Source organism: Paraburkholderia sp. IMGN_8 (assembly GCF_038050405.1).
Taxonomy (GTDB): Bacteria; Pseudomonadota; Gammaproteobacteria; order Burkholderiales; family Burkholderiaceae; genus Paraburkholderia.
Window position 1 is genome coordinate 2,536,019 of record NZ_CP150900.1, and the last position, 12,045, is coordinate 2,548,063.

Annotated in this window: 12 protein-coding genes; 3 read left to right on the plus strand and 9 right to left on the minus strand. The window is 62.9% G+C overall.

The features are described 5' to 3' along the window. Positions 1-567 precede the first annotated feature (567 nt). Positions 568-864, minus strand: a complete 297-nt coding sequence (locus tag WN982_RS11725) for a YciI-like protein (protein ID WP_341312180.1) — start codon at positions 862-864, stop codon at positions 568-570. A 460-nt stretch (positions 865-1,324) separates the two neighbouring features. Between WN982_RS11725 and WN982_RS11730 the strand changes: the two genes are divergently transcribed. From WN982_RS11730 to WN982_RS11740, 3 genes are all read left to right on the plus strand, one after another. Next, a complete protein-coding gene (locus WN982_RS11730) occupies positions 1,325-1,624 on the plus strand; it encodes a PsiF family protein (protein ID WP_341312181.1) in 300 nt (99 codons plus the stop codon). 227 nt (positions 1,625-1,851) lie between these two features. Beyond that, positions 1,852-2,298 carry a hypothetical protein gene (locus WN982_RS11735; protein ID WP_341312182.1) on the plus strand — a complete coding sequence of 149 codons (447 nt, stop codon included), beginning with the start codon at positions 1,852-1,854 and terminating at the stop codon, positions 2,296-2,298. A gap of 377 nt (positions 2,299-2,675) precedes the next feature. Then, entirely contained in the window at positions 2,676-3,263 is a 588-nt protein-coding gene (locus tag WN982_RS11740; RefSeq protein WP_341312183.1) for a YSC84-related protein, read from the plus strand. 202 nt (positions 3,264-3,465) lie between these two features. Here WN982_RS11740 and WN982_RS11745 read toward each other — a convergent pair whose 3' ends face one another. The 8 genes from WN982_RS11745 to WN982_RS11780 form a co-directional block, all read right to left on the minus strand. Further along, a complete protein-coding gene (locus tag WN982_RS11745) occupies positions 3,466-4,533 on the minus strand; it encodes a glycosyltransferase family 4 protein (protein WP_341312184.1) in 1,068 nt (355 codons plus the stop codon). Between the two features lie 236 nt (positions 4,534-4,769). Next, positions 4,770-5,936 (minus strand): AAA family ATPase, encoded by a 1,167-nt coding sequence (locus tag WN982_RS11750; protein WP_341312185.1) that lies wholly within the window; start codon positions 5,934-5,936, stop codon positions 4,770-4,772. A 67-nt stretch (positions 5,937-6,003) separates the two neighbouring features. Next, complete coding sequence (otsA, locus tag WN982_RS11755; RefSeq protein ID WP_341312186.1) at positions 6,004-7,416, minus strand: alpha,alpha-trehalose-phosphate synthase (UDP-forming); 1,413 nt, start codon at positions 7,414-7,416, stop codon at positions 6,004-6,006. 278 nt (positions 7,417-7,694) lie between these two features. Further along, positions 7,695-8,918, minus strand: coding sequence for a mechanosensitive ion channel domain-containing protein (locus WN982_RS11760; protein ID WP_341312187.1), 1,224 nt, complete (start codon positions 8,916-8,918; stop codon positions 7,695-7,697). A gap of 412 nt (positions 8,919-9,330) precedes the next feature. Next, positions 9,331-9,687 carry a Rap1a/Tai family immunity protein gene (locus tag WN982_RS11765; protein ID WP_115099948.1) on the minus strand — a complete coding sequence of 119 codons (357 nt, stop codon included), beginning with the start codon at positions 9,685-9,687 and terminating at the stop codon, positions 9,331-9,333. A gap of 195 nt (positions 9,688-9,882) precedes the next feature. After that, positions 9,883-10,623, minus strand: a complete 741-nt coding sequence (locus WN982_RS11770; protein ID WP_341312188.1) for an ankyrin repeat domain-containing protein — start codon at positions 10,621-10,623, stop codon at positions 9,883-9,885. A gap of 52 nt (positions 10,624-10,675) precedes the next feature. Next, positions 10,676-11,467, minus strand: a complete 792-nt coding sequence (locus WN982_RS11775) for a TatD family hydrolase (protein ID WP_341312189.1) — start codon at positions 11,465-11,467, stop codon at positions 10,676-10,678. Positions 11,468-11,501: 34 nt separating this feature from the next. Further along, positions 11,502-12,017 (minus strand): N-acetyltransferase family protein, encoded by a 516-nt coding sequence (locus WN982_RS11780; protein WP_341312190.1) that lies wholly within the window; start codon positions 12,015-12,017, stop codon positions 11,502-11,504. Positions 12,018-12,045 lie beyond the last annotated feature (28 nt).

The window sequence follows — 12,045 nt, forward strand, 5'->3', positions numbered from 1 at the left end:
CAGCCTGGCCGGGCCGCGGCTTTGGACCACCACGGATTCAACTTTCACGATCCGTGTGCAGCCCGCGGTTGCACAAATTTGTTTTGTACGTTCTGTCTGTCGGTCACCGCCGCACTGGCGTAGTGCGGTTTGTCCCTATTGCGAAGCACAAAACGTGGTCTCACTCGTGCATGGGAGAATTTGTGCACGAAGCATACCACCACCAGGGTTTGCGTGAATATCGTCGAGACAAGTGTTACGGATGGAAACAATCTTGTCCTTTTTGCTGCGTCATTTCTCGAATTGCCGTAACAGAAAGGCGGTTGGTTCTGGCGACGAAACCGGCTATTGGACGGCGAAACGGCAAAAAATCAGCCGCGAATAGGCTTTATGAAATCGGCGAAATGCGCGGTGATTCATTTGAGGCGCCTGCAACGATTTTCGGCGGATGATGCAGCTCACCCGGGCATCGCGCCAACGGTACCGCCACGTGACCGGCGCGATGCGATGGGACGAGCGAACGGCTGCGCTCACGCGTGCTTTCGCATCAGGGTTCAGGTTGCGCGAAAGATGCTCGCTGCATGGCTTCTAGCGCACCGGTTGCGACGCGTGCGTACCCACCACGGTCGTCCATGGCCGCACGCGCCAGCGCGTCACGAGCCCCGCAAGCACATACGGATCGGCTTCGGCAAAGGCTTTGGCGGCAGCGGGCGAGTCGCCTTCGAAGAGCAGCACGGCGGTGTCGACCGGTTCGGTCAGCGCGCCGGCGAGTTGCAATTCGCCGCGTTCGACCGCCGCCCACGCATGCTTGAGATGTTCATCGCGATACGCGCCGCGACGTTCGAGGTAGTCGGATACGAGGTCGTACATCAACAGGTAGTGCATGGCGAAGCCTCCTTGGCGTGCGTGACAGACGGGACGACAGCCCCTCCTCGCACAGAATTCGAGTCAATATTACGCCGTGATCGACGGCGGGATTTTCCGCGTATTTCTTATTCAATTGTCCGCACGCAAAATGCGGATTGCATTGCTAAATCTTTCCGCATTCATCGTGAATGACAACGATGTCATCCGTTTGAATTCGCCCGGTCAATTAACTCTGGAATGCATAGCATAATTTGACACTGCGACGATCCATCCGTTCGCGCGCTGCGGGCAGCCCTGCCCGCCGGGCAGGGAAGGCCCGGTAGGGAAAACCAGCGTCACGGCTTGTCAACCGGAATGCGCGTTTGTCCGTTCTGGCAGACAGCAATTGCAATAACGTGCATGCCGATGGGCCCTGAATGCCGTTGACGCCCATGCTCATGACAATCAAAAACGTTTTCATCACCGAAGGGAGTGTCACATGAAGATCCAATCCGCAATCGCTACGCTGGTGTTGGGCGCGGTTCTCGTTTCGCCGGCGTTCGCACAGAACAGCCAGCAAACGAAAATGGCCGACTGTAACAAGCAGGCCGGCGACAAGAAAGGCGACGACCGCAAGGCCTTCATGAAGACCTGCCTGTCGGCAAAGCCGGCAGCCGCCGCCGCGCCGATGAGCCAGCAGGACAAGATGAAGGCATGCAACACGCAAGCCACCGGCAAGAAAGGCGACGACCGCAAGGCGTTCATGAAGTCGTGCCTGTCGTCCGCGCCGGCTAATTAAGCGAGAAGGCGCTTCGCCACTTCTCGCATGAACAGGGCCGCTCCGTTTTCGGCGCGGCCCCCTGCCTTTTCCCGCATCCTTCTTCCTGCCCCGCCCCTCTCGCTGTCCATCCGCACGAACGTACCGTTTTTCTTCTATGATGGCTGCGGAGACGGCCCACCCCCACACAACATTAGACGGGCCGCCATCTTGTCGTTGATGCCGCAGAGCATCGATCGGAGGCAAGGATGGTATCGAAGCGTAAAAACCGCTGGTTGAGGCGGTGGCTGGTCGTCATCATATTCTGGGCAGTGCCGGTAGCGATCGTCGCGGTCAGCGAGATCAGGGAGGAAATGGCGTATAACGCCGTCGACCTCGAGCGCGCGCTGACCACCTGGAATTTCACCGACGCACAACGCGCCGCCGGCGCGCCCGCGCGCTGCCACGGCAAGCCCGACGAAGCGCAGGCAGCCGGCTGCCCGGCCGACGTGCTGGCCGCCAATGCGCCGCGCCAGCAGGACGCCCGCAACGAATACAGCGTGCGCCGCTCCACCCTCTTCGCTTACCTCTGGCACGCCTTCGTCGGCTACTGGATCGTGCCGGCCATCACGTTGTTCCTGATCGGCGCCGTGATCGGTGTCGTCCGCCGGGCGTTGCGGCGGCCATCGGTGAAAAGTCCGGCGAACAATGGCTGACAGGCTGGCTGAAAAAGCAGCCTGTTGCGGTATCCAGGCAACACTTTCAATTCAGTTTCAGCGCAAATCGCACAGCGCAAAAATCGGTAAAAACGGGCGTTTCGCGCAGCCGGAGCGCCCGTCTCGTTGTGCGAATTCATACCCGGCATGTTTCTGCAGGGCCCCACTCGAACGCGCTGTCCAAGCGGATTTAAACGTTCGCTTACGGTCGGTCAAATTTACAGCACAAAGCCTTGCAATTCGGCGCAAAGCCCCGCCGCACAAGGCTTTTGGCGACACGCTCGTCGCGCACCCTTTACGCTTGCCTGTGCTATAACCGAAAGGCAACCCGGCAACACATACGAGGTTGCGCCCAGGAACCATGATGGAGAAAAACGATGCAAAGACGAAACTTCATGCTGAAAACTACCGCTGCGCTCGCTTTCGGAGGCCTTGCACTCGCCGGTTGTACGACGAGCGGGAGCAGCCATGACACACCCTCCACTGATGCATCCAAACGCAAGTCGATCGACGCCAGCGTCGACGGCACCATGTCGCGGCTGTTTACCACAGTGACGGGTTCGCGCGAACTCGTGTCGAAAGCGCGCGGCGTGCTCGTGTTCCCGTCGGTGCTGCAAGCGGGCTTCATCGTCGGCGGCCAGTATGGCGAAGGCGCGCTGCGCGTGGGCGGCGGCACGGTCGGCTACTACAGCACGGTTTCCGGTTCGTTCGGTTTGCAGGCCGGTGCGCAGTCGAAGGCCATCATCTTCCTGTTCATGACGCAGGACTCGCTCGACAAATTCCGCAATTCGGACGGCTGGGCGGTGGGCGCCGACGCATCCGTCGCGCTGGTGAAGGTGGGCGCGAACGGCGCGATCGACACAACCACGGCGACGGCGCCGGTCGAAGTGTTCGTGCTGACCAATGCCGGCCTGATGGCCGATGTGTCGCTCCAGGGCACCAAGGTATCGCGCCTGAAGATTTAAGCGCGCTGCCGGTCCGCAGCGTCTGCGGGTCTGTGTTCCATCCGCCGGTTTTGCACGCGGCGGTGGCGGGGGCAGACGCAACCCACGTTCCATCAGGCAGGCACCGGGGCTGCGGGCCTGATGCGTACATTGGCAATAAAAAAACGGCGATGCGCACTGCACCGCCGTTCTTTTTTACGCTGCCGCCTCGCCTCAACGCAACTCAGCTCCCCGACGTATCGATCACCTTGAAGCGCGAGCGTTTCTGCGCACGAATCACCGATTGATACGCATCCACATACTGCTGGGCCATCCGGTGCGACGTGAAGCGTTCCTCGAAGCGTTGCCGAACGCCCGCCCGCGGCACCTTATGCAGGCGATTCACCGCCGCCACCGCGCCGATCTCGTCTTCGACGATGAAGCCCGTCACGCCGTCGTCCAGCACTTCGGGCACCGAGCCGCGATTGAACGCGATCACCGGCGTGCCGCACGCCATCGCCTCGATCATCACCAGACCGAACGGCTCCGGCCAGTCGATCGGGAATAGCAACGCTTGCGCGCCGGACAGGAATTCGGCCTTCTGGTTATCCGCGATTTCGCCGATGAACTCGACGTACGGCAGATCCAGCAAAGGCCGGATGTCGCGTTCGAAGTACTCGCGGTCGGCGGCATCGACTTTCGCGGCGATGCGAATCTGCATCCCACAGCGGCCGGCAATCCGGATCGCCGTGTCGACACGCTTTTCCGGCGAGATCCGGCCGAGAAACGCGAGGTACTTCTGCTCGACCGGTTGCGGCGTGTAGAGCTGCTCCGGCAAGCCGTGATAGACGGTGGTAAGCCACTTGGCCTGCGGCAACGGATGACGCTGCGCGTTCGAAATCGAGATCACCGGCGCGGTGTTGAAAGTGTCGAACACCGGCTGCTGCTCGGGCAAATCGAGGCGGCCGTGCATCGTCGTGACGAACGGCGTGTCCTGGCGCTTGAAGACCGAAAACGAGTAGTAATCGAGGTGGAAATGCAGCACGTCGAAATCTTCGGCCTGACGGCGCACCAGTTCCATCAACAGCATATGGGGCGCGATGCGGTCGCGAATACCCGGGTCCAGACGCAGCGCGCGCGGCCATACCGGCTCGAGCTTCGCGCTGGTGACGGAGTCGCCGCTCGCGAACAGCGTCACGTCATGGCCGAGATCGACGAGCGCCTCGGTGATGTACGACACGACGCGCTCGGTGCCGCCGTATAGCTTCGGCGGCACTGATTCGGTCAATGGGGCGATCTGCGCAATCTTCATTTTTTGTCTCCGTGAACTGGCGGCTTTGGCCGCTTTTTGGCCTGCAGCGGTGCGCGTGACGGGCACATTAGCGGCGCTGAGTATGGCAGCGCCTACCTCCTGTCAATGCAACGGACGCCGCGCGTCCGCCTGCACCATCCGCATCAAAGCATTATTCACCAGGACGGAACAAAAAGCCCTTGGCCTTTCAATTCCTCGGCGCTGTTACATTCAACTTACATCCGGCGCCGCGCCCTTTATCGTACCGGCCATTTCCACGCCGGCAGGTCGCGATCGTCCACATCCGCAATACGTGTGGCGCCAAAGTGTTTTTCGAGCACGATCGATTGACTCTCGTCCTCCCGCTCGAGCGCCGCGATCAACCGCGCCGCGTGCGACACCACCAGCACCTGCGAATGTGCGGAAGCCCGTGCGATCAGACGCGCGAGCGCCGGCAGCAGATCCGGATGCAGACTCGTCTCCGGTTCATTGAGCACCAGCAGCGTGGGCGGACGCGGCGTCAACAGCGCCGCGACCAGCAGCAGATAGCGCAAGGTGCCGTCCGACAGCTCGGCGCCTTTCAGCGGTCGCAGCAGGCCGTGCTGCTGCATCGTCACTTCGAAGCGGCCGTCCTGGGTGGCGATGTCGAGGCGCGAACCAGGGAAAGCGTCGTCGATGGCGGCATCCAGCGCGGCCGGATCGCCGATCTCGCGAATGGTTTGCAACGCAGCGGCGAGGTCCGCGCCGTCGTTGGACAGCACCGGGGTGTGCGTGCCGATCTGCGGCAGGCGCACCGCCGCTTCGGCATCCGTGCGGAAATGGTCGTAGAAACGCCACGAGCGGATCTGCTCGCGCACCGTGATCATCTCCGGGGCGGTGCGCGGGTCGGAGAACTCCGTCATCATGCTGTCGAAGCTCGCGACGGGTTGCGCAATAGTCTGCCAGTCGCGTTCGTCATCGCGCGTATGAATCGCCGGACCGCGCCGGTCGACCAGCAGCGCCGACGGCCGCAACACGGGGCCGCTCCAGATGCACTCGCGCTTGATCGTTGGATCGAGCGGGAACCGTGTGGCCTGATCGAGTGGCGGCAAGCCCAGATCGATCGCATAACCGAATTCATCGCCGGAAAAACCGAGCCGCAGACTCACTGGCTCTTTGCGGCGCGTGCCCTCGACAGCAGACTCACCCGCCAGCATCGCGCGCGAGAAGCGTTCGGGCCCGGCCCATAAAGTCGATTGCAAGCCGCCCTCGCGCGCCAGCGACGTGATCACGCCGCCGCGCGCAGTCTCGGCCAGCAGCCGCAGCGCGCGATACACGCTCGATTTGCCGCTGCCATTCGCGCCCGTGATCACATTCAGGCGGCCGAGCGGCACGATCAACTCGCGCAGCGACCGATACCCCGCGATGGCTAAAGTGGTCAACATGCCGCCGCCCATCGGTCAGACGCGCGCCGCGGCACGTCCAGTAACGCAACTTCGTTCATACGCACCATCAGTTATGCCCGCCTCCCTTACCCGGTTGTTGCACCGGCACGCTGCGCAAATCGTTCAGGAACGTATCGCGCCATACGCCGAGATCGTTCTTGCGCAGCGCCGCCATGTTGATCTCGTGACGCCGCTGGCGCGCATCGAGCGGCATCTGCAAGGCACGCTGCAAGGCCTCGCACATGCCGATCGCGTCATGCGGATTGACCAGCAGCGCGCCGGTCAGCTCCGCCGCCGCGCCGGCGAAAATCGACAAAACTAACACGCCCGGATCGTCCGGATTCTGCGCGGCGACATACTCCTTGGCGACCAGATTCATCCCGTCGTGCAACGGCGTGACAAAGCCGATCTGCGACTCGCGAAACAGCGACATCAGCTTCCAGCGGTCGTACTGCTGATTCAGATAGCGGATCGGCGTGTAGTCGAGGCCCGAGTAACGACCGTTGATGCGCCCCGCTTCGTATTCCAGATCCTGACGGATCTTCTGATAAGTGGCGACGTCCGAGCGGGTCGGCGGCGCGATCTGCACCAGCGTGACGTTGCCGCGCCATTCGGGCGAGCGTTCCAGCAGATGCTCGAACGCGCGAAATCGTTCGACCAGCCCCTTCGAATAATCGAGCCGGTCGACGCTCATGATCAGCTTGCGCCCCTCCAGACTCTGTTTCAGGTCGAGCACGTGCTGACGGCTTTCATAGCGTTTCGCCTGCTCGGCGATTTCGTCCGGGAACACGCCGATCCGATAGACGCCGGTGCGCAGCTTGCGGCCGAATGCCTCGACGTGACCGTCCGCGCTCATGGTGCCGCGCGCATGGCGCGTCACGTAGTCATGAAAAGCGAGTTGATCGGTCGAAGTCTGGAAGCCCAGCAGGTCGTAGCACGACAGCGACTTCACCAGCTCTTCGTGTGGCGGAATGTTGAGCAGAATCTGCGGCGAGGGAAACGGAATGTGCAGAAAGAAACCGATCCGGTTCGTGATGCCTTCAGCGCGCAGCGCTTCGGCGAACGGGATCAGATGGTAGTCGTGGACCCAGATCACATCGTCAGGTTCGAGCAGCTTGATCAGCTTGTGCGCGAGCCACGCGTTCACGCGCCGGTAGCCCGCATACTCGTCGCGCTCGTAGCGCGCAAGATCGTTGCGGTAGTGGAACACCGGCCACAGCGTCGCGTTCGAAAAGCCGCGATAGTACTGGTCGTAGTCCTTGCGCGTGAGGCCGACTGTCGCGAACGTCACCGCGCCGTCCTGCTCCAAATTCGGACCGGCATTGGCGACGGTTTCGCTCACCACCTCGCCGCTCCAGCCGAACCACACGCCCCCCGCGTCCTTCAGCGCGCCGAACACGCCGACGGCAAGGCCGCCCGCCGATCCTTTGGTTTCCGTCGGCGTTGCAACGCGATTCGACACGACGATCAGTCGGCCCATGCAGGTTATCCTCCTTGGTTCGCGCGGCGCGGCATGCGCGCTTCGGGTGCTTCGCTTCGGGAGCTTCAGTCACTGCAACACTTTGCTGACCTAAAGCCGACCAGGCACGCGAAGCCGCGCCAGATTCGTGGATCAGATGGACTGTTCGACCACCTGGGTGCCCGATCGGTTGCACTCATTTGGCACACGCGCTAGCACATGGGCTAAGACACGCGCTGGCACATGCGCCGACACCGCAGTGGCACCCCGGCCCGCAGCTGCACTGCGACCATCTTCAGCTATGCCTTTTCCTTGGGCTGGTACTGCGGACCGCCCGTCCGCGAATGGCCGGCGCGACTCGCTACCGGATCGGCTTCCGTATGCGCCACGGTACTGCCGGCGGGCGTCTGCGAGCCGCGCGGCATCCAGCCGAGCGGCTCGCCTTTGCCGGTTTCCAGCTCGGCCGATACGTCGGCACGCGCCCTCGGCAAGTACTGCGGATAGTGCTTCTGGATGAAGTCGAGCAGCCCCTCGCGGACCCGGCAGCGCAAGTCCCAGTTCAGGCCGGAATCGAGCGAACTGACCAGCGCGCGCAGTTGCATCGAGCGCTCCGTGCCGTCGGTGACTTGCAGCACCTGCACGCGGCGATCCCACTCTGGCGCGCCCTCGACGATGCGTGCGAGCTCTTCGCGCAGCGGCGCGAGCGGCATCCGGTAATCGACGTACAGAAACACCGTGCCGATGATCTGCGAACTGCTGCGCGTCCAGTTCGAGAACGGGTTCTCGATGAACCATTGCAGCGGCACGATTAGCCGCCGCTGATCCCACAAACGCACCGACACATACGTGCCGGTAATTTCCTCGATACGCCCCCACTCGCCCTGGATCACCACGACGTCGTCGAGCCGGATCGGTTGCGAGAGCGCGATCTGCAAGCCCGCGATCAGATTGCCGAGCACCGGCCGCGCGGCAATACCGGCGACCAGGCCGGCGACACCTGCGGACGCCAGCAAACTAGCGCCGATCTGCCGCACATTCGGAAACGTCATCAGCGCGCCGCCCACGCCGACGATCACGATCACCAGCATCACCGAGCGCGCCAGCACCCGCGCCTGCGTATGGATGCGGCGCGCCTGCAGGTTATCGGCGGTATCGAGCGGATGGGCCTGGATGATCGCCTCGCCGATCGCCGCCGCCGAGCGCACCGACAGCCACGTGAGCGCGCCGATCAGCGCCATCGCGGCGGCGTCGCGCAGCGGCGTGATGAAGATGAGCGTGTCGGGCGCCTCCCAGCAGACGGCTTCCAGCACGAGAATCACGAGGACGAACAGCGACGGTTTGTCGATATAGCGCAGTACGACGCTGGTGAGCGGATACGGCCGCGCGATCCGCTTGACGATGCGCGCGCCGATTCGATGGACGCCGCTGGCCAGCAGCACCGCGATCACCGAGACGAACAAGGCGCCGAGCCACGTATGCAGCGGCGCTTCCGCGATACGGCTCAATTCGTCGAAAGTGGGCATGAAGGGCGCTTTCCTCGTGGTGAGTGGAAACGGAACCGGCGTCAGCGTTGTTACACGATGCGCGCCGCGCGGGACAAGCCACCGGGTAGGCAGGCAGCGAACAGGCGGCAAGCAGCCCCTGGAGCGGGCGCGAGCGTCGAGGCTCCGCCCGGCGGATGACACTGACGCGCCCGCAACAGCGGCGCGCCTATGCATTGATGCGTCTGCCGCGCCCGCGCGGAGGGCCTGTGCAAGTTTAAGGCGTTCGTCCGTCCGGACTGGGAAAGGTGTCCGTGCCGGGCTGCTCCTGAAAGCGCGCGGCCGGGGGTTTTTAACCGGCATCGAGCCGGGTTGAAACAGTACAGGTCAAGCCGGCCGAACCGCCGGACGTGCCCTCTGCGAGCACGTAAGCGTCAACCGTGATTCAAATCGATCAACTGCCGCTCTTGCAAGGAAACGCCTTGCCGAGCCCCAACGAGATCGCCGTACTGGCGTTATAGCCCGCAACGATCGGATTATCCGCGATGTACTTGCGCACCGCGTCGGTGAGCTGCGCCGAGCGCGCGTCTTGCGGCAAGCAGAAGTACTGGCCGACGCGCGGCCCAGTGGTGCCGCCGATCGCGTCGATCGTGTTGAAGATGCCGTCCGCGGCGCCTTCGATATACGCGGCACACGCGCTACGCGACGCCACATCGGTCTTCGTGCACAGCTTGTTGAGGTCGCCTCCCGTAAACGCTGCTGCCGATAGCGGTACGGCAAGCGCGCTGGCGAAAATCAAAGCCCGCAGCATGGTGTTCCTTCCAGGGTCGTTTATCAGGCGGTCTCGTGCCGCATCGAAACGGCGCGCCATGGGGCGCGCCGAAGTCGTTATTCTGCACTGTTTTGCGAAGCGGCAGGCGTGCCGACGGCCGCTATCTTCAGGCTAATTTGCGCGGTCCGGCGATCCGGCGGCCGGCGCTCCGGTGCGCCGGTTTTTCCGCGCGCTTTATTTCTTCTGCATTTGTTGCAGGCGCGCGGTCAGTCCTTCGACCACGTCCGGTTCTTTATAGGTCTTCGCGAAATCGAGCGCGGTCAGGCCGATCTGGTTCTTCACAGTCAGGTCAGCACCGTTGTCGAGCAGCAGCTTGACGGTCGACACATGGCCGCCGCGCGCGGCCATCATCAGCGGCGTGGTGCCGTTCGGCGAACCGGCGTCGACATAGGCCGAATGGTCGAGCAGCAGCTTGACGATGTCGTCGTGGCCGTTCGCCGCCGCATAGTGCAGCGGCGCCCAGCCCTTCTTGTTGACCTCGGCGTCCTTCGCGATCAGCAGCTTGACGAAGTCGATGTCGCCGTTGAGCGCCGCCATCATCATCGCGTTTTCGCCGGCCTTGTCGAGGATCTCGATGTCGGTCTTCGGATTGGCGATCAGTGCGGCGCCGACCTTGTCCGATTTCTCACGCGCGGCCAGCACGAGCAGCGGAATGCCCTGGTTGTCGACGCTGTTCGGGTCCATGCCCTTGGCAAGCAGCTTGTTGACGCCGTCGACGTCGTCGAACTTGACCGACTTGATCAACGAGTCGATCGGCGCCGCCTGAGCCGGCGAGGCGATCACCGAACTCAGCGCGGCGCAAGCCAGCGTGGCGGCGAGCACTACGCGGGACGCGCCGCGGCGCGCCGAACCGAAAGCGTTTCGCGCCGCCGAAGTCTGTTCAAACGCTGCGATCGAAGTCGAATTAATTCTCATATTTTACTTTAGGAAACTTCCCTATCCTTTTGATATCTTTAAATTTTATGAATCACACGCCGGCCGACGCGGGGATCTTGAAGAGCCGGAAGAAGTTTTGCGTGGTCGCGGCGGCCAGCGCCGTATCCGGCATCTCGCGTTGTTGCGCGATGAACCGTCCGACATAACTGACGTACGCAGGTTCATTAGGCTTGCCGCGATGCGGCACCGGCGCGAGGTACGGCGAGTCGGTTTCGATCAGGAGCCGCTCGAGCGGCACGCGGCGCGCGACGTCCTGCACGTCGGTCGCGCTCTTGAACGTGACGATGCCCGACAGCGAAATGTAAAAATTCTGCGCCAGCGCCTGTTCGGCGACCGCCCATGGCTCCGTGAAGCAATGCATCACGCCGCCCGGTTCGCTCGCGCGCTCCTCGGCCATGATGCGCAGCGTGTCTTGCGCCGACGCGCGCGTGTGGATGATCAGCGGCTTTTGCGTGGCGTGCGCCGCGCGGATATGGGTGCGAAAGCGCTGGCGCTGCCATTCCATATCGGCGATCGTGCGGCCTTCCAGACGGTAGTAGTCAAGTCCCGTCTCGCCGATCGCGACCACCTTCGGATGCCTGGCGAGTTCGATCAGTTCGGCGAGGCTCGGCTCGCGCATATCCTCGTGATCCGGATGCACGCCGACCGACGCATACACGTTCTCATACCGATTGGCAATCTCCAGCACGGACGGCAGCGTTTCGAGATCCACCGACACGCACAGCGCATGCGTGACCGAATGACTGCGCATGTTCTCGAGCACCTGCGGCAGGCGGTCGGCGAGTCCTTCGAAGTTGATATGACAGTGCGAGTCGACAAACATGGTGATGTCCTGCTGATAAATAGCTTGAGGTGAATCAGGCAGCTGCCGTGTCGAGCCGCTTGCCGAGAATCACCAGATCGCGCTCCACGCCGTCCAGCACCGCGACGCGCGGGAGCGAGCCCCACGTGTCGAAACCGAAGCCGCGGAACAGGCGCAGGCTCGCTTCATTGTGGCCGAAGATGAAGCCGAGCACCGTATCGATGCCGAGCGCCGGCGCCGCCGCGAGCGAGGCGGCCAGCAACTGCTTGCCCAGGCCCTTGCCGCGTGCGCGTTCGTCCAGATAGATGCTGACTTCGGCGCTGCGCTGATAGGCCGGGCGGCCGTAGAAGTCCGAAAAACTCAGCCACGCGATCACGCTACCATTTTGCGGATCTTCCACCACCCACAGCGGGCGCTTTTGCGGACCGTGCGCGTGAAACCAGGCCACCCGGCTTTCGACGCTGACCGGTTCCAGGTCGGCAGTGACTTGCCGCGACGGCACAGTCGAGTTGTAGATGGCGACGATCGCGGGCAGATCGTCGAGTGTGGCATCGCGGTAAGAAAGGCTCATGGCGCTATGTGAACTTGAGATGGAAGGC